Origin of the sequence: Paracoccus litorisediminis (genome assembly GCF_009711205.1) — a bacterium.
GTDB lineage: Bacteria > Pseudomonadota > Alphaproteobacteria > Rhodobacterales > Rhodobacteraceae > Paracoccus > Paracoccus litorisediminis.
The window spans coordinates 276,715-295,736 of sequence record NZ_WMIG01000002.1; the positions used below are offsets into that span (position 1 = coordinate 276,715).

At 64.5% G+C, this 19,022-nt stretch carries 22 protein-coding genes; 12 read left to right on the top strand and 10 right to left on the bottom strand.

Going from position 1 to position 19,022, the window contains the following annotated elements; all coding sequences use genetic code 11:
• Nucleotides 1-6: 6 nt before the first annotated feature.
• The 6 genes from arfB to GL300_RS06735 all read left to right on the top strand — a co-directional run bounded on the left by arfB (nucleotide 7) and on the right by GL300_RS06735 (nucleotide 4,956).
• A complete protein-coding gene (gene arfB / locus GL300_RS06710) occupies nucleotides 7-438 on the top strand; it encodes an alternative ribosome rescue aminoacyl-tRNA hydrolase ArfB (protein ID WP_155038842.1) in 432 nt (143 codons plus the stop codon).
• Nucleotides 435-896: an NUDIX hydrolase gene (locus GL300_RS06715; protein WP_343042916.1), complete on the top strand. Its 462-nt coding sequence runs from the start codon at nucleotides 435-437 to the stop codon at nucleotides 894-896. Before arfB ends, GL300_RS06715 begins: the two co-directional genes overlap by 4 nt.
• Before the next feature lies 1 nt (nucleotide 897).
• Nucleotides 898-2,322 (top strand): inorganic phosphate transporter, encoded by a 1,425-nt coding sequence (locus tag GL300_RS06720; RefSeq protein ID WP_155038843.1) that lies wholly within the window; start codon nucleotides 898-900, stop codon nucleotides 2,320-2,322.
• A gap of 42 nt (nucleotides 2,323-2,364) precedes the next feature.
• Complete coding sequence (gene smpB, locus GL300_RS06725; protein ID WP_155038844.1) at nucleotides 2,365-2,835, top strand: SsrA-binding protein SmpB; 471 nt, start codon at nucleotides 2,365-2,367, stop codon at nucleotides 2,833-2,835.
• 76 nt (nucleotides 2,836-2,911) lie between these two features.
• Nucleotides 2,912-3,772 (top strand): 3-mercaptopyruvate sulfurtransferase, encoded by an 861-nt coding sequence (gene sseA, locus GL300_RS06730; protein ID WP_155038845.1) that lies wholly within the window; start codon nucleotides 2,912-2,914, stop codon nucleotides 3,770-3,772.
• Complete coding sequence (locus GL300_RS06735; protein WP_155038846.1) at nucleotides 3,772-4,956, top strand: amino acid aminotransferase; 1,185 nt, start codon at nucleotides 3,772-3,774, stop codon at nucleotides 4,954-4,956. The genes sseA and GL300_RS06735 overlap by 1 nt, the downstream gene beginning before the upstream one ends.
• A gap of 75 nt (nucleotides 4,957-5,031) precedes the next feature.
• On the opposite strand, the gene GL300_RS06740 is transcribed toward GL300_RS06735, so the two are convergent.
• From GL300_RS06740 to ubiA, 3 genes are all read right to left on the bottom strand, one after another.
• Nucleotides 5,032-5,361 carry a hypothetical protein gene (locus GL300_RS06740; RefSeq protein ID WP_155038847.1) on the bottom strand — a complete coding sequence of 110 codons (330 nt, stop codon included), beginning with the start codon at nucleotides 5,359-5,361 and terminating at the stop codon, nucleotides 5,032-5,034.
• A gap of 63 nt (nucleotides 5,362-5,424) precedes the next feature.
• The gene (locus tag GL300_RS06745) at nucleotides 5,425-7,578 is read right to left on the bottom strand and encodes an OmpA family protein (protein ID WP_155038848.1); all 2,154 of its coding nucleotides are present in this window, start codon (nucleotides 7,576-7,578) and stop codon (nucleotides 5,425-5,427) included.
• Nucleotides 7,579-7,640: 62 nt separating this feature from the next.
• The gene (gene ubiA, locus GL300_RS06750; protein WP_155038849.1) at nucleotides 7,641-8,597 is read right to left on the bottom strand and encodes a 4-hydroxybenzoate octaprenyltransferase; all 957 of its coding nucleotides are present in this window, start codon (nucleotides 8,595-8,597) and stop codon (nucleotides 7,641-7,643) included.
• 16 nt (nucleotides 8,598-8,613) lie between these two features.
• On the opposite strand from ubiA, the gene GL300_RS06755 reads away from it, so the two are divergent.
• On the top strand, nucleotides 8,614-9,339 hold the full coding sequence (locus GL300_RS06755) for a 16S rRNA (uracil(1498)-N(3))-methyltransferase (RefSeq protein ID WP_155038850.1): 726 nt from the start codon (nucleotides 8,614-8,616) through the stop codon (nucleotides 9,337-9,339).
• A 221-nt stretch (nucleotides 9,340-9,560) separates the two neighbouring features.
• Nucleotides 9,561-9,755 (top strand): DUF1127 domain-containing protein, encoded by a 195-nt coding sequence (locus GL300_RS06760; protein ID WP_155038851.1) that lies wholly within the window; start codon nucleotides 9,561-9,563, stop codon nucleotides 9,753-9,755.
• Between the two features lie 111 nt (nucleotides 9,756-9,866).
• Here GL300_RS06760 and GL300_RS06765 read toward each other — a convergent pair whose 3' ends face one another.
• Both GL300_RS06765 and msrA read right to left on the bottom strand, forming a co-directional pair.
• On the bottom strand, nucleotides 9,867-10,733 hold the full coding sequence (locus tag GL300_RS06765; RefSeq protein ID WP_155038852.1) for a 50S ribosomal protein L11 methyltransferase: 867 nt from the start codon (nucleotides 10,731-10,733) through the stop codon (nucleotides 9,867-9,869).
• Nucleotides 10,733-11,317 (bottom strand): peptide-methionine (S)-S-oxide reductase MsrA, encoded by a 585-nt coding sequence (msrA, locus tag GL300_RS06770; RefSeq protein WP_155038853.1) that lies wholly within the window; start codon nucleotides 11,315-11,317, stop codon nucleotides 10,733-10,735. Before msrA ends, GL300_RS06765 begins: the two co-directional genes overlap by 1 nt.
• Before the next feature lie 109 nt (nucleotides 11,318-11,426).
• On the opposite strand from msrA, the gene GL300_RS06775 reads away from it, so the two are divergent.
• On the top strand, nucleotides 11,427-12,410 hold the full coding sequence (locus GL300_RS06775) for a P1 family peptidase (protein ID WP_155039224.1): 984 nt from the start codon (nucleotides 11,427-11,429) through the stop codon (nucleotides 12,408-12,410).
• Nucleotides 12,411-12,607: 197 nt separating this feature from the next.
• Nucleotides 12,608-14,080, top strand: a complete 1,473-nt coding sequence (locus GL300_RS06780) for an NAD-dependent succinate-semialdehyde dehydrogenase (RefSeq protein WP_155038854.1) — start codon at nucleotides 12,608-12,610, stop codon at nucleotides 14,078-14,080.
• 48 nt (nucleotides 14,081-14,128) lie between these two features.
• Here GL300_RS06780 and GL300_RS06785 read toward each other — a convergent pair whose 3' ends face one another.
• Nucleotides 14,129-14,878, bottom strand: coding sequence for a DUF1013 domain-containing protein (locus GL300_RS06785; protein ID WP_155038855.1), 750 nt, complete (start codon nucleotides 14,876-14,878; stop codon nucleotides 14,129-14,131).
• Between the two features lie 165 nt (nucleotides 14,879-15,043).
• On the opposite strand from GL300_RS06785, the gene GL300_RS06790 reads away from it, so the two are divergent.
• The gene (locus GL300_RS06790) at nucleotides 15,044-15,676 is read left to right on the top strand and encodes a ribonuclease T2 family protein (RefSeq protein ID WP_155038856.1); all 633 of its coding nucleotides are present in this window, start codon (nucleotides 15,044-15,046) and stop codon (nucleotides 15,674-15,676) included.
• Nucleotides 15,677-15,910: 234 nt separating this feature from the next.
• Here GL300_RS06790 and GL300_RS06795 read toward each other — a convergent pair whose 3' ends face one another.
• Nucleotides 15,911-16,903: an NAD(P)H-quinone oxidoreductase gene (locus tag GL300_RS06795; RefSeq protein ID WP_155038857.1), complete on the bottom strand. Its 993-nt coding sequence runs from the start codon at nucleotides 16,901-16,903 to the stop codon at nucleotides 15,911-15,913.
• Nucleotides 16,900-17,580 (bottom strand): COQ9 family protein, encoded by a 681-nt coding sequence (locus GL300_RS06800; RefSeq protein WP_155038858.1) that lies wholly within the window; start codon nucleotides 17,578-17,580, stop codon nucleotides 16,900-16,902. The genes GL300_RS06795 and GL300_RS06800 overlap by 4 nt, the downstream gene beginning before the upstream one ends.
• A gap of 113 nt (nucleotides 17,581-17,693) precedes the next feature.
• On the opposite strand from GL300_RS06800, the gene rpsU reads away from it, so the two are divergent.
• Nucleotides 17,694-17,900: a 30S ribosomal protein S21 gene (gene rpsU / locus GL300_RS06805; RefSeq protein WP_011748553.1), complete on the top strand. Its 207-nt coding sequence runs from the start codon at nucleotides 17,694-17,696 to the stop codon at nucleotides 17,898-17,900.
• Between the two features lie 63 nt (nucleotides 17,901-17,963).
• On the opposite strand, the gene GL300_RS06810 is transcribed toward rpsU, so the two are convergent.
• Together GL300_RS06810 and mscL are read right to left on the bottom strand one after the other, a co-directional pair.
• Nucleotides 17,964-18,422, bottom strand: coding sequence for an Lrp/AsnC ligand binding domain-containing protein (locus GL300_RS06810; protein WP_192336238.1), 459 nt, complete (start codon nucleotides 18,420-18,422; stop codon nucleotides 17,964-17,966).
• A 117-nt stretch (nucleotides 18,423-18,539) separates the two neighbouring features.
• On the bottom strand, nucleotides 18,540-18,974 hold the full coding sequence (mscL, locus tag GL300_RS06815; RefSeq protein ID WP_155038860.1) for a large conductance mechanosensitive channel protein MscL: 435 nt from the start codon (nucleotides 18,972-18,974) through the stop codon (nucleotides 18,540-18,542).
• Nucleotides 18,975-19,022 lie beyond the last annotated feature (48 nt).

The window sequence follows — 19,022 nt, forward strand, 5'->3', positions numbered from 1 at the left end:
CCCTTCATGTTGCGCATAGATGATCATCTGACGATTCAGGAATGGGAACTCTCCGAGCAGTTCAGCCGCTCGCAGGGGCCGGGAGGCCAGAACGTCAACAAAGTCGAAACCGCGGTCGAACTGCGGTTCGAAGCCGAACGTTCCCCCCACCTGTCCCCCGCCGTCAAGGCGCGCCTGAAGCGGCTGGCCGGACGGCGTTGGACGCAAGAGGGCGCGATCCTGATCCGGGCCGAGGAAACCCGCAGTCAGGCCCGCAACCGCGACATGGCGCGCGAGCGGCTGGCCGAACTGATCCGCGAGGCCCTGATCGCTCCGCGCAAGCGCATCGCGACGCGGCCGACACTGGGCAGCCAGCGGCGGCGGCTGGCGGCAAAAACACAAAAAGGGACGGTCAAGTCCCTGCGCGGCAAAGTCCGTGAGAATGAGGGGGGAGAGTGAGCAAGACACTGGGCGAAAGGCTGGCCCGCCTTCTGGGCCGCAAGCCACCGGACATGCAGGTCGCGGCGCTGTGTCTGGACGGCAAGGGCAAGATCCTTCTGGTGACCAGCCGTGGCACCGGTCGCTGGATCGTGCCCAAGGGTTGGCCGATGCCGGGCCGGACACTGGCCGACGCCGCCATGCAGGAAGCCTGGGAGGAAGCGGGCGTGCGCGGGCGCGTCAACCAGTCCTCGCTGGGCAGCTATCATTACGACAAGCAGCAGGATCATGGCTTTGCCATTCCGGTCGAGGTCCGGGTCTTTGCCCTTGAGGTCGATGAGCTTGCCGATGACTACCCGGAAAAAGACGACCGCAAGCGCCGCTGGTATCGCCCCGACCGCGCTGCGGAACTGGTCACCGAGAGCGAGTTGAAAAAGCTGCTGCGGGCCTTGCCCGCGCGGCTGGGTCATCAGGCCTGACATGCCCCAGAACGAGCGGGAATACCGCATCCTCGACAAAGATCTGGGACGGGTGACCCATGCCGAGCATGCGGCGCTGGCCTCGGCCCGGCCCATGGTGCGCCTGGGGCTGGCGCTGGTCTTTATCGCGGCGGCGGCGGAATTTGCGGCGGCGGCACTGGCCGGTCAGCCGGCGCTGGGAATCATGGCGGCCTCGGTCGCGGTGGCGATCTATCTGGCCCTGTCGATCGGTGCGAACGACGTGTCGAACGCACTGTCTCCGGCGGTCGGTTCCGGGGCGATCAGTCTGGGCGTGGGTCTGGTGCTGGTCGCGCTGATGGATGTGCTGGGTGCCGTCATGGCCGGAGGCGCGGTCACCCGGACCCTGACCGAGGGGCTGATGGGCGACACGATGGGACAGGGCACGCCCACGGCCAAGATGATGCTGGCGGCGCTGGTCGGCGCGGCGACATGGATCAGCGTTGCCACCCGCCTGAACGCCCCGGTCAGTACCACCCACTCGGTCGTCGGCGCGATTGCCGGGGCGGGTATCGCCACATTCGGTTTCGGCGCGGTCAACTGGGGGGCGATGGCAATCATTGCGATGGGCTGGGTGGTGTCGCCCATCATCTCGGGGCTGCTGGCGGCACTGATCCTGTCCAGCATGCATCACCATGTTCTGGACAAGGACGACCCGATCCCCTCGGGGCGCCGCTGGCTGACGGCGCTGGTCGCGGCAACGGCGGGACTTCTGGTCGCGATGGCGGCGGTGGCGTTTCAGGATCTGGGCTGGCGGATCGTGGCCCTTCTGGGCCTGTTGGGCGCGGGCTTGGGGGCCGCCTATGCCCATGTCATGCTGGGTCGCCAGATCCGGCGCGATGCGGGCCAGAAAACCGCGCTCAAGAACCTGCTGGGCGTGCCGCTGGTCGCCGCCGCATTGGTCATGGGCTTTGGCCACGGCGCGAACGACACCTCGAACATCGCGGCGCCGCTGACGATCATCCTGCAAAACATCTCGGACGGGCAAAGCCCGCTGCTGGATGCGCAGATGATCCTGCTGCTGTCGGGCATGGGGATCGCGGTCGGCATCCTGCTGTTCGGCAGCCGACTGGTCAGCATGGTCGGCAGCCGCATCACCCGCCTGAACCCGGCCCGCGCGCTGTGCATTTCACTGGCGACGGCGCTGACGGTGCTGGCTTTCTCGCTGGCGGGGCTGCCGGTCTCGACCACGCATGTCTCGGTTGGCGGCGTCTTTGGCGTCGGCTTCTATCGCGAATGGCGCGACCGGCAAAAGGCCCGGAAACGCGCGCCCATGCCGGACGAGGAATTGCGCCGTCGCCATCTGGTCCGCCGCTCGCATGTGCGCACGATCCTTGGCGCATGGCTGATCACCGTGCCGGTCAACGCGGCGCTGGCGGCAGCACTGGTGCTGGGCCTGGGCCTTTAGCCCGTTCTTTACTTTGCCGCCTGCCGCCCCTATCTCGACATCATGGCCACCAAGTCCGATCCGAATTACAAAATCATCGCCGAGAACCGCCGGGCGCGCTTCGACTATTTCATCGAAAGCGACCTTGAGGTTGGCATCGTCCTGACCGGTTCCGAGGTGAAAAGCCTGCGCACCGGACAATCGAACATTGCCGAAAGCTATGCCTCGGTTGAACAGGGCGAGCTGTGGCTGATCAACGGCTACATCGCCGCCTACAAGCAGGCGGGCGTCTTTGGCCATGAAGAACGGCGGCGGCGCAAGCTGCTGGTCTCACGCAAGGAACTGGCCCGCTTCTGGCAGGCGGTCGGGCGTGAGGGCATGACGCTGATTCCGCTGGTCATGTATTTCAACGACCGCGGCATGGTGAAGCTGAAGATCGGCGTCGCCAAAGGCAAAAAGAACCACGACAAGCGCGAGACCGACGCCAAGCGCGACTGGAACCGCCAGAAACAACGCCTGCTGAAGCAAGGCTAGCGCCACCAGCCATTGCACGGCCCCGCCCCTGCGGTTACAGGATGGGCGCTTTCGCGTCTGCTCCGGGGGAAGGACCATGCCGACCGATTCCGACAATCCGACGACGCTTGTCTCGACCGCGTGGCTGGCCGCGCATCTGGACGATCCGGGGCTGCGCATCCTTGATGCGACATGGTTTCTGGAGCCGGGCCGCGACGCGCAGGCCGAATACGCCGCCTGCCACATTCCCGGCGCGCAGTTTTTCGATCTGGACCGGATCACCGACAGCCGCAGCAGCCTGCCGCATATGGCCCCCCTGCCCGAGACCTTTGCCGAACGGATGGCCACGCTGGGAATCGGCGATGGCGATCAGGTCGTCGTCTATGACAATTCCCCGGTGCGTTCCGCGGCCCGCGTCTGGTGGACCTTCCGCCTGATGGGTTGGTCCGATGTCGCCGTATTGGATGGCGGCATGGGCAAGTGGCTGGCCGAGGGTCGCGCCACCGCTTCCGCCCCTGCCACCCCCACGGCACGCGAACTGACCCCGCATCTGCGCCCGGAACTGGTGCGCGACGTGACGCAGGTTGCTGCCGCCAGCAAACTTGCCACGCATGAGATCATCGACGCCCGCGGCGAGCCCCGCTTTCGCGGTGAGGCGGCCGAGCCGCGCGCCGGGCTGCGCTCGGGGCATATTCCCGGATCGAAGAACCTGCCCTTTGGCCGGCTGTTCAACACCGACGGCACGATGAAATCCACGGACGATCTTCGCGCCGAATTCACGGCAGCGGGTATCGACCTGACCAAACCCGCCATCACCACCTGCGGCTCGGGTGTGACGGCGGCGATCCTGTTCCTTGCGCTTGAACGTATCGGACATATGGATCATTCGCTTTACGACGGAAGCTGGGCCGAATGGGGCAGCTTCCCGGACCTTAAAATTGCAACCGGAGACGCGTGATGCTGGGCAATCTGAAACCGCAGGCCCCCGATAAAATCCTGGCCCTGATGGGCGAATTCAAGGCCGATCCCCGCCAGGGCAAGATCGACCTTGGCGTAGGGGTCTACAAGGACGCGACCGGCCATACCCCGATCATGCGCGCCGTACTGGAAGCCGAAAAGCGCATGCTGGCGACCGAAACCACCAAGACCTATGCTGGCCTGTCGGGCGAACCCGACTTCCAGAAGGCCATGGGCGAGATGATCCTGGCCGACGGCTACAAGCCCGAGACCACCGCTGCGCTGGCCACCGTCGGCGGCACCGGCGCGATCCGTCAGGCGCTGGAACTGGCCCGCATGGCCAATCCCGACCTGCGCGTGTTCGTCAGCGACCCGACCTGGCCGAACCATATCTCGATCATGAATTTCATGGGTCTGCCGGTCGTCACCTATCGCTATTTCGACAATGACACCCGCGCGGTGAACTTCGAGGCGATGGTCGAGGACATCTCGACGGCGAAAAAGGGCGACGTGGTGCTGCTGCATGGTTGCTGCCACAACCCGACCGGCGCGAACCTGAACATCGAGCAATGGGCCGAGGTCGCCTCGATTCTGGAAAAAACCGGCGCGACCCCGCTGATCGACCTGGCCTATCAGGGCTTTGGCGACGGTCTGGAAGAAGATGCGGCAGGCACCCGCCTGATCGCCTCGCGCATTCCGGAAGTGCTGATCGCGGCGTCCTGCAGCAAGAACTTCGGCATCTACCGCGAGCGTACCGGCTGCCTGCTGGCGCTGTGCACCGACAAGGCGACCAAGGATCTGGCACAGGGCGCAATGGCCTTCCTGAACCGCCAGACCTACTCCTTCCCGCCCTTCCACGGCGCCAAGATCGTCGCGACAGTGCTGAACGACGCGGATCTGCGCGCCGACTGGATGGCCGAGCTTGAGGAAGTCCGCGGTGGCATGTTGCGCCTGCGCACGACCCTTGCCAACGAATTGCGCGACCTGTCCGGCTCGGACCGCTTCGGCTTCATCGCCGAGCATCGCGGCATGTTCTCGCGTCTGGGCGCCTCGCCCGAGCAGGTGGCGCTGATGAAGCAGGAATTCGGCATCTATATGGTCGGCGATTCGCGTCTGAACATCGCCGGTCTGAACGATGAGACCGTGCCGATCCTTGCCCGCGCCATCATCGAAGCCGGCGTCTGATCCAGACCCGCTGAAACGCGAAGCGCGCGCCGATCGGCGCGCGCTTTTTTATTCCGGGGATGCGACCGGTTGCCTTCAGCGACGGCCCAACTGGCGGTCGATATAGGTGCGAAGTTCCTCGATCTCGGACTGGCTGTCGCGCAGGTGACCCTTGAGCAACTGCACCTCATTATTGGATTTTCCCAGATCCTCGATCAACTGGGCCTCGCGCAGTTCCAGCACCCGGATGGCCCGCGCCCGTTCGGCCTCGGCGTCGTGCAGTTTCTGCGCCATGTTGTCCAATTCGTCCATCTGGGTCGGCGTGACCCGGCTGAGTCGCAGGATCAGCCAACTGGCAAGCCAGCCCAGCACAAAGGCGGCAAATAGGATAATAGTCGTGGCGATGATGAATTCATTGCGATTCATGGGCGGCTTTCAGCATTACGGGCCTTAGGTATTATAGTTCTATAGCTGTGCGCGCCGCCCGCGTCATTCGCTGCCGGTAGCATCCGCAGGCGCTTCGCCCTCGGAACCGATCTGCCCTTCGCTATTGTCCGGGAAGGCTGCTTCAAGCGCGGGCACGGTCAGCGCCTCGATCACCTTGACCAGTGCTTCGGGATCGATGGCCGGGGCCGGTTCAGCCGTGGGCTGGGCTGCGTCAGGGGTCGCTGCCGGGGCTTCGTCCTTGGCCGCCTCGCCAAGCGCCAGCGGCAGCGCGCCGGTTGCGGCCTCGGCAGTCGCCTGCGCGGTGCGGGCCGCTGTTGCCTCGGCGGTGTCTGTCACACCGCTCACGTTTTCCGCCGGGACCGTCTCATCGGTCAGGATCGGCTGATCGGACAGCAACGAGAATTCGATCCGGCGGTTGGCCTCGCGGCCTTCCTCGGTGTCGTTTTCCGAAATCGGGCGGCTTTCGCCATAACCCTTGGCAATCATATGCGACACGTCGATGCCATGTTCCTGCATCGCCGTCAGCACAGCCTGTGCGCGGTTGCGCGACAGTTCGGCGTTCAACTCCTCAGAGCCTTGCGCGTCGGTATGGCCGCCGATCTCGATCCGGTAGTCGCCGCATTCGGCCATCGTCTCGGCCAAACGGTCCAGCGTCGGCTTGGGATCGCCCGCGATCACCGATTTCGACGGCTCGAAGCCGATTTCGGATTCGTGCATGACGGCGTTCAGCCCGTCCACGCATTCAACGCCGCTGGGAATATGGACCAGCGGATCAAGCCTGCGATCGTATTGCACCGACAACTCATAGCGCGCGCCCGCACCCAGCCGCTGCGACAGGCGCGCGGCCAGCGAATCCGAGGCGCTCTGATTGCCCGAAACCCCTTCAAGCCGGATCAGCGAGGGCGAGACATTGACCGTGCCGCTTTTCAGCGCGGCCAGCGCCTCAAGCGCGGCGATGGTGCGCAGGGTCCAGCCCGAGGGCACGGATTCGTCCACGCGCAGGGCATTGTCGACCTTGCCAAAGCGCGAGCGGGCAAGGCTTTCGACGGCATTGCGCATCCGCTCATCGCTGACGCGACCGCGCAGGGTGACGCCGCTTTGGTCAAGCACGGCGCTGAACTCGGCTGGACCTTTCTGGGTCTCGACCTTCTTTTCCAACTCGCTGGTCAGGCTGAAGGCATCGGGCAGCGCGGATTCCAACCGTCCCGCTGCCTCATCGAAGGTGGCCTGTTCGACCGAAGCCGGGGCGAACAGCGCGACCTGCGTATCCGAGATGGTGACCGATCCCGTCCCCAGCGAGGCGACGGCCTGAATCGCGGGCACGGCAGCTTCGGCCCAATGGGTCGAGGGCGCGCCCAGACCCAGACGGCATTGCGGCGTGCCGGGGATGCCAGCGGCGTTCCCGGCCGCAATGATGCTTTTCATGGCCTCATCGGAATCGGCGGAACAGGCGTCGAAACGCGCGCCCTTCTCATCCTTGACGAAGCGCAGGGTAAAGGGGGCGATGACCGGGCGCGGCGCGCTGATCTCGGCGGTCAGCGCGACGTCTTCGGGGCGGGCGCGTTCCAGCGCGGTTTCCAGCGCGGCCTTTTCGCTGGCGCTGTCGGTAATGGCGCGCACCTCGACCTTGCCCGGCACGATCGAGACCTTGGCCCGCTTGGCCAGCTTGGCGGCCTCAAGCCCGAACTCAAATGCGGCGTCCCAGCCCTCGGGCTGGGGGAAGTCGGCGGTTTCGACCAGGTCCGAGACCTCGCCGTTGCCGACCTGCTTTTCCAAAGCCGAGACCATCCCGGCGCGGTCCAGAGTCGCGGGCACCAGCCCGACGATCGAAATGCCCTGATCATTGCGCAGCAGCTCGATGCTGAAATCGGGCGTGCCCAGTTCCTCATGCGCCTTGACCTGCATGGCATCGACGACGCGGGTCGCGCCGACGGTGTTTTCGGCCTGCGTCTTGGCACGGAAGCGCTGGACCTCATCGGGGGCGATGCCGGTCAGATGGACGGTCAGTCCGTCGGACTCGACCTTGACCCAGTCATATCCGGCCTGCCGCATCGCATCGGACACATCACTCTGCGAGCGGGTTTCCAGAAAATTCGTCGCCGCCTCGGCGCCGAGATAGGACAGACCGCCAGCGGCGATCAGAGCGGCAAGACTTGTAACCACGGCAAAACCGCGGCGTGGCTTGGGATTGGCCATCGGGGGGACCTTCGGGCTGTTTCCGACCTGCCGCCTTTACTGCCGCAGGCGGGAATCTGCAATCAGACCAGCCCCGCAAGGGCAAGAAACAGCGCAACGATCAGCCCGGAATCGCGGTTCGCGCGGAAAAGTCGCAGGCACCCGGCGCTATCCGTCATGTCGAAACGCTTGAGTTGCCACGAAAGATGCGCAGCGAACCCGCCAATCCCCATCAGGGCCAGCACCAAGGCCGGACCTTCGGGACGCGCCGCCAGCACCGACAGCACCAGAAGCGCGGTTGCGGCCACGCCAAAGCGACCAAGCCAGCGTTTCGAATCACGCCCGAACAGGCGCGCCGTGGATTTCACCCCGATCAGCGCATCGTCCTCGGCATCCTGATGGGCATAGATCGTGTCATAGAAAATCGTCCATGCGATCCCCGCCAGATAGGCCAGCACCGGCGCAGGGGCGATATTGCCCATATGCGCGGCCCAGGCCAGCAGCACACCCCAGTTGAAGGCCAGCCCCAGAAACAGCTGCGGCCACCAGGTGAAGCGCTTGGCAAATGGATAGATCGCGACCAGCGCCAGCGAGGCCACGCCCAGCCAGATCGCCGCCGTGCCCAGCGTCAGCAGGATCACGAAGCCCGCCAGACATTGCGCGACCAGCCACAGCACCGCCCCACGCACCGTCACCTGCCCCGAAGGGATCGGACGCGAGCGGGTGCGGCTGACCTTGGCGTCGATGTCGCGGTCGGTGATGTCGTTCCACGTGCAACCCGCGCCGCGCATCAGGATCGCCCCCAGCGCGCAGGCGATGACGATCCACAGGTCGAACCAGGTCGGCGCATCGGCGATCATCGCCAGTCCGACGCCCCACCAGCAGGGCAGCAACAGCAGCCATGTCCCGATCGGGCGGTCGGCGCGCGACAGCCGCAGCCAAGGCCGCCAGGCGGGCGGTGCATGGCGGTCCACCCAATTGTCGGGCGGCGCATCGGCGACACTGCGGTGGGCCTCTGGCGTCTGGCGGTCGGTCTGCATTATCCTGCGCCCCATCATGGCGAAAATCAGGCTGTTCATAGATCACCCGCTGGCACAGGGACAAGGCATCGCGCTGTCCTCGGATCAGGCACATTATCTTTCCTCGGTCATGCGGCAGGAGGCAGGGGATGAAATCCTGCTGTTCAACGGCCGCGACGGCGAATGGCTGGCGCGCATTGCCCGGCTGGCCAAGCGCAATGGCGATGTCGTCCCCGAACGCCAGACCGCGCCGCAGATGGACCCGCCGGACCTGTGGCTGCTATTCGCGCCGATCAAGAAGGCCCGGACCGACTTCATTGTCGAAAAGGCCGCCGAGATGGGCGCCGCGCGGATCGTGCCGGTGCAGACCGACTTCACCAATTCCGAGCGCATCCGTCAGGACCGCCTGCAGGCCCATGCGGTCGAGGCGGCGGAACAATGCGGCGGCACCTATGTCCCCGAAGTCACCGACCTCAACCCGCTCTCGCGGTTGCTGGACGGCTGGGACGGCACGCGCCGCATCCTTTGGGCCGATGAGGCGATGGTCGGGCCGGCCGAAACCCTTGCCGGGCTGACCAAGGGGCCATGGGCCATCCTGATCGGCCCCGAGGGCGGATTCTCCGAATCGGAACGCGCGCGACTGTCCGCAATGGATTGTGTCACCCGCATATCACTTGGTCCCCGGATCCTGCGTGCCGACACTGCTGCCGTTGCGGCACTTGCGCTTTGGCAGGCGGAACTGGGCGACTGGCGGCGCGATTGAAGCAAGATTTGCGCGCAATTCGCATATTGCGCGCACTAAGCTTGCACAAATAGCCCAAAATCGGTCCGTTGACACAAATTCTTAATGAAAACGCCTGCTTATGCATACGGCGCATAGGTGGAATGCCCCTACAATCGTGGAATTTCAACTTTGCCCGTCCTATATGCTTGTCATCAGATTGAAAGCCCACTTTCAGGGCACTTCCAAACACAGGTGACATCATGTCGGCGATTGACACGAACCGCGTCCATGGCGGGACGCGCTCTTTCGGTATTGGCTCGAAATTTCTGGCGGCGATCGCTGCCTGGAACGATGCGCGCGTGACGCGCAATGAACTGAGCCGTTTGACCGACCGCGAACTGGACGATATCGGCCTGACCCGTGGCGATATCGAAAGCGTCTCGCGCGCCCGCTAAGCTTGGCGGAGAGCGAAGCGAATGAGGCCCCAGGGGATGACCCGCGGGGCCTTTTTCATGCCTAAAACTCAGGCAGAAAAAAGCCCGCCAAACAGGCGGGCCTTTTCATGTTCAGCGCGAGACGACCAGCGTCGACCATTCTCCGTAATCGTCGCGACGATCCAGCGCTAGCCCGCCCTTGGCATAGGCGGCCACGACCTCGTCGGCCTGCGTGGTCAGGATGCCCGACAGGATCGCCTTGCCGCCCGGCGCGATCATCTTGGCCATGTCCGGGACCAGATCGATCAGCGGCTGTTTCAGGATATTGGCAAAGACCAGATCGAAGGGCGCGGCACCCTCGATCAGCGGATGATCAAAGCCCATCGCCTCGACGCATTCGACACGCCCGTCCAGCCCGTTGGCCATGACATTGGCCTTGGCCACATCCACGGCCACCGGGTCGATGTCGCCGGCCAGCACGATCACCGGGAACACCCGCGCCGCCGCCATCGCCAGAACGGCGGTGCCGCAGCCGACATCGACGATGCGCTGCGGGTTCGCGCCCGCCTCGATCATCCGGTCCAGCGCCAGCAGGCAACCCTTGGTGGTCGAGTGATGCCCGGTGCCAAAGGCCATCGCCGCCTCGATCAGCAGCGATTCGGAACCTTCGGGAATTTTTTCGGCATCATGGCTGCCATGAACGAAGAAGCGCCCGGCCTCGACCGGGGATAATTCGCGTTTGACATGGGCGACCCAGTCCACCTCGGGCAGTTCCGAGATGATGAAGGGATCGGCACCAAAGGCCGCGGCCATCAGCGCCAGCGACACCTCGTCCGGGCTTTCGGTGAAATACAGACCGACTTCCCAGCGGTCAGAGCCGTCCTCAATCTCGAAAACGCCGCTGCCGACGGGCTCCGGGGTCAGATCCTCGCCCATTTCGGCAAGCGCCTCGGCGGCCTCGCGTCCTGCGGTCTGGGTCAGCGCGGTCCAGGTGGGCATCAGATTTCCTCGGGAGTTGGAGAGGCACAGGCCTGTACGCCCGTGCCACGCAGACCGCAATAGCCGTCCGGGTAACGGTCCAGATATTGCTGGTGATCCTCATGCGCCGGATAGAAGGGCGCGGCGGGCAGTATCTGGGTAGTGATGGCGTGGAAGCCCTCGACGGCAAGGCGGTTGCCGTAATCAGCCTTGCTCAGCTCCGCCGCGGCCTTCTGGCTGTCGTTGAAGTACATGATGACCGAGCGGTATTGCGAACCGACATCATTGCCCTGCCGGTTGCCCTGCGTCGGGTTGTGGTTTTCCCAGAAGATCTGCAGCAGACGCTCATAGCTGATGCGAGAGCTGTCATAGATCAGCCGAACGACCTCGGCATGGCCGGTATCGCCGTTGCAGACCTGCTTGTAGGTCGGATCGGGGACGGTGCCCCCGGCAAAGCCGACCTCGGTCAGCCAGATGCCGTCCTGTTTCCAGAACAGGCGCTCGACACCCCAGTAGCAGCCCATCCCGAAGATGGCCTGGTCGAAACCCTTGGGGACCGGCGCGTCCAGCGGGCGGCCGTAGATAAGGTGGAGGGGAGCGGTCATGGGCGCATCCTTTCAAAAGACTTGCCGTGGATTTAAGCGCGACAATACCTTCGTGCAACGTCACAAGCCCCGCCCCGGTTCGGTTGCGGGCGAAAAGCGAAGGATTGCCATGCGCCCCGGCCCGCTGAACCTGATCACCGATGTCACCGGCCTGCGGGTCGGCAATGCGCGGGACGACGCGCTGCGCTCGGGGGTGACGGTGCTTTTGGGAGATGGACCGCTGGCCTGCGGCGTCAATGTCATGGGCGGCGCCCCCGGCACACGCGAGACGGAACTGCTGGCCCCTGACAAGCTGGTGCCCGGCATCGATGCGCTGGTGCTGTCGGGTGGCTCGGCCTTTGGCCTTGCGGCCTGCGACGGCGTGTCCGAGGGGTTGCGGGCGATGGGGCGCGGCTTTGCCGTCGGCCCCGTGCGCGTTCCGATCGTGCCGGGAGCGATCGTCTTTGACCTGCTGAATGGCGGCGACAAGGACTGGCAGGCCAACCCCTATCCGGCGCTTGGCCGGACCGCCTTGGGGACCGCGGCGACCCATTTCGCTTTGGGCAGCGAGGGCGCAGGCACTGGCGCGATGACGCATCGCTGGAAGGGCGGACTTGGCTCGGCCTCGGCCCGCCTTGATTGCGGGCTCACGGTGGGCGCGCTGGTGGTGGTCAATGCCTTGGGTTCGGTGACGGTGGGCCAGTCGCGCCAGTTCTGGGCCGCGCCCTGGGAAATCGACGGCGAATTCGGCGGCCTTGGCCTGTCCGGCCCCTTCGACGGCCACCATGAGCCGCCCATGTCCAAACGGCTGGGCGAGGCCACGACCATCGCCATCATTGCGACCGATGCGAGCCTGGACAAGGCGGCGTTGACCCGGCTGGCCACCGCCGCACAGGACGGCATGGCCCGCGCCATCGTTCCCAGCCACACCCCCTATGACGGGGATCTGGTCTTTGCCGTCTCGACTGGTGCGAAACCCCTGCCCGACCCGGTGCTGACGCCGTTCCAACTGGGTCATGCCGCCGCATCGGCCCTTGCGCGCGCCATTGCGCGGGGGGTGCATGCGGCCCGTCCGCAGCCGGGCGATCTGCAGCCCTGCTGGAGCGGGACGTAAAAAGGGGACGACGGGAGAGAGATCCGCCGCCCCCAGTCGAGAGGCGCCAAGAGGGAAAAACCTGACGCTATCGCCGGAACGCGCGGGAACCCCTTGAGTTCAAAACTTTTTCGTGAACTGCGGGAATTTCAACCACAGGCTTGCCTTGCGACGGCAAAAGCGCCAGCCTTCAGCGTCCCCTGCCCAGGAGTTGCGCCATGAACAAGCATGTGACCGACCTGAAAATGCTGCTCAAGGACCCCTCGCTTCTTGAGACCCGCGCCTATGTCGCCGGTGAATGGATCGAAGCCGATGACGGCGCCACCTTCGAAGTGACCAACCCGGCCCGTGGCGATGTCATCGCCCAGGTCACCGACCTCGGCCGGGCCGAGGTCAAGCGCGCCATCACCGCCGCCGAGGCCGCGATGAAGCTGTGGGCCGCCCGCACCGCCAAGGACCGCGCGCAGGTCATGCGCAAGTGGTTCGACCTGATGATGGAAAATCAGGACGATCTGGGCAAGATCCTGACCGCCGAGATGGGCAAGCCGCTGGCCGAGGCCAAGGGCGAGATCGCCTATGGCGCCAGCTTCATCGAATGGTTCGGCGAAGAGGCCAAGCGCATCTATGGCGAGACCATCCCCGGCCATATGCCCGACAAGCGCCTGACGGTGATCCGCCAGCCGATTGGCGTCGTGGCCTCGATCACGCCGTGGAACTTTCCGAACGCGATGATCACCCGCAAATGCGCCCCGGCCATCGCGGCGGGCTGCGGTTTTGTCGGGCGTCCGGCCTCGGAAACGCCGCTTTCGGCGCTGGCCATGGCGGTGCTGGCCGAACGTGCGGGTATCCCAAAGGGGCTGTTCAGCATCGTGCCCTCGACCAAGGCATCCGAGATCGGCAAGGAATTCTGCGAGAACCCCGCCATCCGCAAGCTGACCTTTACCGGCTCGACCAATACCGGGCGGATCCTTTTGCGGCAGGCAGCAGATCAGGTGCTGAAATGCTCGATGGAGCTGGGCGGCAATGCCCCCTTCATCGTCTTTGACGACGCCGATCTGGATGCGGCTGTCGAAGGGGCGATGGCCTCGAAATTCCGCAACAATGGCCAGACCTGCGTCTGTGCGAACCGCATCTATGTGCAGGCGGGCGTCTATGACGCCTTTGCCGACAAGCTGGCAGCGGCGGTCGAGAAACTGAATGTCGGCGACGGCCTGACCGAAGGCGTCACCACCGGCCCGCTGATCAACGAAAAGGCCGTCGAAAAGGTGCAGGACCACATTCAGGACGCGCTGGATGGCGGCGCGCAGATCCTGACCGGCGGCCAGCCGATCGAGGGGCTGTTCTTTGAGCCGACCGTGGTTACCGGCATCACCCAGACGATGAAGGTCGCGACCGAGGAAACCTTTGGTCCGCTTGCGCCGCTCTTCCGCTTTGAGACCGAGAAAGAGGCCGTGCGATATGCCAATGACACGATCTTCGGCCTCGCCGCCTACTTCTATGCCCGCGACATCGGCCGTGTGACCCGCGTGCAAGAGGCGCTGGAATACGGCATCGTCGGCGTGAATACCGGCATCATCTCGACCGAGGTCGCGCCCTTTGGCGGGGTCAAGCAATCGGGCCTTGGCCGCGAGGGCTCGCGCCACGGCATCGAGGATTATCTGGAAATGAAATACATCTGCCTGTCGGTCTGACCGGGCGGAAATGAAAAACCCCGGAGCGGCGCTCCGGGGTTTTTGGGATCAGTGATCCTCGTCTTCGTCGTGCTCGTCCGCGGCGGGCAGGTTGAAGAAGCTGTCCGCATCAAGGTTTTCCTCGACAGCGGGCTTGTCCTCATCCTTGGTCAGGCCGAAGCCCTCCAGACCGGCAAGGCCGCCCGACAGGCGCGGCTCATCCGACATGGCCAGCGAGGTCTCGGTCGAGAGCAGCTTGCGGCGCTCATCGTCGGTCATCGCGCCACCTTCCGACGCCTTGCGCTTGGCGGCCTTCTGCACCGCCGAATCCAGCTCGGACTGACGGCACAGACCCAGCGCGACCGGGTCGATCGGCTGGATGTTCTGGATGTTCCAATGCGTCCGTTCGCGGATCGAGGCGATGGTCGGCTTGGTCGTGCCCACCAGCTTCGAGATCTGCGCATCGGCCAGTTCCGGGTGGAACTTGACCAGCCACAGGATCGCCGCCGGGCGGTCCTGACGCTTGGACAGCGGGGTGTAGCGCGGACCGCGACGCTTCTCCTCGCCATCGGCGGCGGGGTTGTGCTTCAGGCGCAGCTTGTAGCGGGGGTCCTTCTGACCCTTGTCGATCTCGATCTGGTCGAGCTGGTTCGAGGCGATGGGGTCGAACCCCTTGACGCCGACCGCCACGTCACCATCGGCGATGCCCTGCACCTCAAGCTCGTGCATGCCACAGAAGTCGCCGATCTGTTTGAAGCTGAGAGTCGTGTTGTCGACCAGCCAGACGGCGGTGGCCTTGGCCATCAGCGGCTTATTCATGACCTTCTCCTTAACAATATCTTCTTCGGCCGGGAAAACGGCTGTTGGCAGGTGCCATTCCATTTTCGGGGAGGGGGGATTGACAGGATATATAGGGCTTTGCCAAGCCGGAATAAAGCCTGAATTTCGTGGCGCGGTTGCACCGTTGCCGCTACTCTTGCGACCATGAGATCACTCGCCACGCTTGCCGTTCTGGCCCTGATGGCCGCCCCATTGCATGCCGCCGACAAGGCCGGAGAGTTCGACTATTACGTCCTCTCGCTCAGTTGGTCGCCAAGCTGGTGCGACCTTGAGGGCCGCGCCGAAAACTCGGACCAATGCGACGCCGGCCGCAAGCTTGGCTTCACCGTCCACGGGCTTTGGCCGCAATACGAAAAAGGCTGGCCCGCAGACTGCCGGACCAATGCCCGCGACCCCTCGCGCCGCGAAACACGCGACATGGCCGATATCATGGGTTCGGGCGGATTGGCTTGGTATCAATGGAAAAAACACGGCCGTTGCTCGGGACTGACCTCGCGCGACTATTTCGCATTGGTGCGCAAGGCCACCGCCCGCGTCCACCTGCCCGAAGTGCTGAACCGCCTGTCGCGCGACGTCACCCTGCCTTCGAAGGTGATCGAGGAGGCCTTTCTTGAAACAAATCCCGGAATGACGCGCGACGGCATCACGGTGACCTGCCGCGCCAAGGCGCTTCAGGAAGTGCGAATCTGCGTCACCAAGGACCTTGAACCGCGCAGTTGCGCACCCGATGCCCGCCGGGACTGCCAGGGCAGCTTCCTGATGCCCGCGCCGGAATAGCGGCAGCCTCGCATTGCCTCCGGCGGGGGTATTTCGGAAACGGAGAAGCGGTTAACCGAATCGCAAGAATTTCGGGCGCAAGCTTGGCCTTGCGGAACAGGCGGGGACGCCGATGACCGCCAAGAGAGAAGCCACACCCCGACCCTTTGCTCCGGCGGGCGGGGTGTGCGCGTTTCTTTCTTGCTTAAATATCCCCGCCGGAGGCTCCGGGCAGCAGCCAGATGTCCGGCCGCTTCATTCCTCGCCCGAGACCTGCAACAGGATCTTGCCGATATGCGCGCCGCCTTCCATGCGGTCATGGGCTTCGCTGGCGCGGGCCAGCGGATAGGTGCTGTCGATCAGCGGGCGAACCGCGCCGGTCTCGACCAACGGCCATAGCTCACGGCACAACTCATGCGCGATACGGGCCTTGGCGGCGTCGGATTGCGGGCGCAGGGTCGAACCGGTGACCGTCAGCCGTCGCATCATGATCTGGGCAAAGTTGATGTCGGCTTTGGCCCCGCCCAAAAAGGCGATCATCACCAGCCGACCGTCATCGGCCAGCGCCCGAAGATTGCGCGCGATATAGGCCCCGCCCACCATGTCAAGGATCAGGTCGGCCCCACCGGCCTGCGTCAGGATCTCGACGAAATCGGCATCGCGGTAATTGATTGCCTGTGCCCCAAGGCGGGTGCAGGCGTCGCATTTTTCGGGCGAACCTGCGGTGGCCCAGACCCGAGCGCCAAGGGCGCGCGCGACCTGAATAGCCATCGTCCCGATACCGGACGAGCCACCATGCACAAGGAAGCGTTCCCCTGCCTGCAATCCGCCGCGCGTGACGATATTGGACCAGACGGTGAATGCGGTTTCCGGCAAAGCTGCGGCCTCGCGCAGGCCAAGTCCCGCGGGGATCGGCAAGGCGTGATCGGCGGGACAGGCTGCGTATTCGGCATAGCCACCGCCGGGCAGCAGCGCGCAAACGCGGTCGCCGACCTTCCAGCGCGACACCCCCGGCCCGATGCCCACCACCGTTCCCGCGCATTCAAGGCCCGGCAGATCCGATGCCCCAGCCGGCGGCGCATAAAGCCCCGCGCGTTGCAGTGCGTCCGGGCGGTTCACGCCCGCCCAGGCAACGCGGATCAGTATCTGGCCGTGACCCACGAGGGGGATCGGACGCGTGGCGGGTTTCAGGACTTCGGGGCTGCCCGGTCGGGTGATCTCGACCGCCTGCATCAGATTGGAATTCATGCATCGCCCCCGCCGGGACGGGTCACGTCACGCAGGTGACCGGGACCGCGCGCGCCTGCCGGGCGATGAATCCAACCGGTGGCAAGGCCGGTCAGCGCCGCCATGCCCGGAAGGCCCGCCAACCGGGCCTTGACCTTCTCAAAGCGCATCACGCCATCGATCCGGCGTTCCACGAAGGCGCGGGTTTCGTCCAGCTCGGGCGTCTCGTCGCCCAGCCAGTACAGCACCGTCGCACCATAGACCGTGGAAAGCGTCGCGCGTTTGGAGTACCAGTTCACGTCTTCCGAGGTGTCGCCCAGCCCGTCCCACACCGCGTCCGAGGTCTCCCAGACCAGTCGTGCACCCAATGCGGCATTCTGTGGCAGGGCGAACAGCACCGCCCCTGCCCGCGCCATTTCGCGATCGGTCATTCTTAGCCGCTGCATCACCGCATCGACCACACGGTCGCGAAAACGACCCTGCAAGGGCGTCGTGGCCAGCCATGTGCGCAGGGCCGCATCGCCCCGACGATGATAGGCCGCGGCCAGATCCACGCCGCCGCGCGGCAGGTGGACATGCGCAAGACTGGATGAGATGCCGATGTCGCGCGCACCCGCAGCTATGGCCTTGTCGCTCATGCCGTCAAAGACGACATGCTCCAGCGCTGCGTCGATCAACCTGTCCCGTTCTGTGGTCATTCTGCTCTCCTGCGGATGGCCGGGGAAAATCTGGACAAAAGCGATTCGCCCTGATATGAGACCGCTTCCTGCAAATCTGCTCAACTTTAACCTAGGAAGGTGGTGACAACCACATGCAGGTAAGTGTTCGCGACAATAACGTCGAACAGGCGCTTCGTGCTCTGAAGAAGAAACTTCAGCGCGAGGGGGTGTTCCGTGAAATGAAGCTCAAGCAGCATTTCGAGAAACCCTCGGTCAAGAAGGCCCGTGAAAAGGCCGAGGCCGTCCGCCGTGCCCGTAAGCTGGCGCGCAAAAAAGCGCAACGCGAAGGCGCACTGTAAGACAAGCGACACGTTTGTTTTCTGGATACCCCCGTGGCCCCGGCTTCGGGGGTTTCCTATTTTTCAGACCGGCAGCGCGGTGGTGAAGGCCACGGTTTTCAGCGAAAATGACGAATGCATCTGCGCCACGCCCGGCAGTTTGGCCAGACGCTGGCGGTGAATGCGGGCGAAGTCGTCGGTATCCTGCGCCACGACCTTCAGCAGGTAATCCGCCGATCCGGCCATCAGGTGGCATTCCAGCACATCCGGGATCTTGCGCACCGCCTTTTCAAAGGCGTCCAGCAACTCATCCGCCTGCCCGGACAGGGTGATCTCCACAAAGACCGTGGTCGGGCGCTCCAGCTTGCGAGCATCCAGTAGTGCGACATAGCCGCGGATCAGGCCGGTTTCCTCAAGGCGTTGAACCCGTCTGTGGCAGGCGCTTGCAGACAGGCTGACCTCGACCGCCAGTTCGGCATTGGTGATGCGCCCGTTGCGCTGCAGGACCGCAAGGATGCGGCGATCCGTGGCGTCGATCTCGATCATCGTGGTCATCCCTGCTGTCTATCCGTCGATCCGGCGTGTTTTCCACCAGACTATCGGCCATCCGCGCAAAAGAAAACGGCGCGTCGGGACGCGCCGCCGGGCATGGGTCTGCGCTCAGGCGCGGGTCGCGCGCAGTTCGTCGCGAATCTGCAGCAGCAGTTCCTCGGAAGTGGGACCGGTCGGCGCGGCTTCCTCGGCTTTTTTCTGAACCACGCTGCGCTGCACCCGGTTCACGGCCTTGACCAGCAGGAAGACCGCCCAGGCGATGATCAGGAAGTTGATGATCGCGGACAGGAACGAGCCATAGGCAAAGACCGAGGCCCCGGCATCGCGCGCCGCCTGCAGGCTGGCACCATCGGGGACATTGCCTTTCAGCACGAAATAATGGCCGCTGAAATCCGTCCCGCCGGTCATCAGGCCGATGATCGGATTGATCAGATCGGCCACCAGCGAGTTCACGATGGCAGTGAAGGCGGCACCGATGATGATACCAACGGCAAGGTCGATGACATTGCCGCGGGCGATGAATTCCTTGAACTCCTTGAGCATCTGCTTACCTTTCCTGAGGCCACTTGCGTTGGCGGGGCCAAGTCCTGG

Bases quoted from the DNA above. Each gene is read 5' to 3' on its own strand.
- arfB (WP_155038842.1), top strand. From the start codon at position 7: ATGTTGCGCATAGATGATCATCTGACGATTCAGGAATGGGAACTCTCC.
- GL300_RS06720 (WP_155038843.1), top strand. From the start codon at position 898: ATGCCCCAGAACGAGCGGGAATACCGCATCCTCGACAAAGATCTGGGA.
- smpB (WP_155038844.1), top strand. From the start codon at position 2,365: ATGGCCACCAAGTCCGATCCGAATTACAAAATCATCGCCGAGAACCGC.
- sseA (WP_155038845.1), top strand. From the start codon at position 2,912: ATGCCGACCGATTCCGACAATCCGACGACGCTTGTCTCGACCGCGTGG.
- GL300_RS06735 (WP_155038846.1), top strand. From the start codon at position 3,772: ATGCTGGGCAATCTGAAACCGCAGGCCCCCGATAAAATCCTGGCCCTG.
- GL300_RS06740 (WP_155038847.1), bottom strand. From the start codon at position 5,361: ATGAATCGCAATGAATTCATCATCGCCACGACTATTATCCTATTTGCC.
- GL300_RS06745 (WP_155038848.1), bottom strand. From the start codon at position 7,578: ATGGCCAATCCCAAGCCACGCCGCGGTTTTGCCGTGGTTACAAGTCTT.
- ubiA (WP_155038849.1), bottom strand. From the start codon at position 8,597: ATGCAGACCGACCGCCAGACGCCAGAGGCCCACCGCAGTGTCGCCGAT.
- GL300_RS06755 (WP_155038850.1), top strand. From the start codon at position 8,614: ATGGCGAAAATCAGGCTGTTCATAGATCACCCGCTGGCACAGGGACAA.
- GL300_RS06760 (WP_155038851.1), top strand. From the start codon at position 9,561: ATGTCGGCGATTGACACGAACCGCGTCCATGGCGGGACGCGCTCTTTC.
- GL300_RS06765 (WP_155038852.1), bottom strand. From the start codon at position 10,733: ATGCCCACCTGGACCGCGCTGACCCAGACCGCAGGACGCGAGGCCGCC.
- msrA (WP_155038853.1), bottom strand. From the start codon at position 11,317: ATGACCGCTCCCCTCCACCTTATCTACGGCCGCCCGCTGGACGCGCCG.
- GL300_RS06775 (WP_155039224.1), top strand. From the start codon at position 11,427: ATGCGCCCCGGCCCGCTGAACCTGATCACCGATGTCACCGGCCTGCGG.
- GL300_RS06780 (WP_155038854.1), top strand. From the start codon at position 12,608: ATGAACAAGCATGTGACCGACCTGAAAATGCTGCTCAAGGACCCCTCG.
- GL300_RS06785 (WP_155038855.1), bottom strand. From the start codon at position 14,878: ATGAATAAGCCGCTGATGGCCAAGGCCACCGCCGTCTGGCTGGTCGAC.
- GL300_RS06790 (WP_155038856.1), top strand. From the start codon at position 15,044: ATGAGATCACTCGCCACGCTTGCCGTTCTGGCCCTGATGGCCGCCCCA.
- GL300_RS06795 (WP_155038857.1), bottom strand. From the start codon at position 16,903: ATGAATTCCAATCTGATGCAGGCGGTCGAGATCACCCGACCGGGCAGC.
- GL300_RS06800 (WP_155038858.1), bottom strand. From the start codon at position 17,580: ATGACCACAGAACGGGACAGGTTGATCGACGCAGCGCTGGAGCATGTC.
- rpsU (WP_011748553.1), top strand. From the start codon at position 17,694: ATGCAGGTAAGTGTTCGCGACAATAACGTCGAACAGGCGCTTCGTGCT.
- mscL (WP_155038860.1), bottom strand. From the start codon at position 18,974: ATGCTCAAGGAGTTCAAGGAATTCATCGCCCGCGGCAATGTCATCGAC.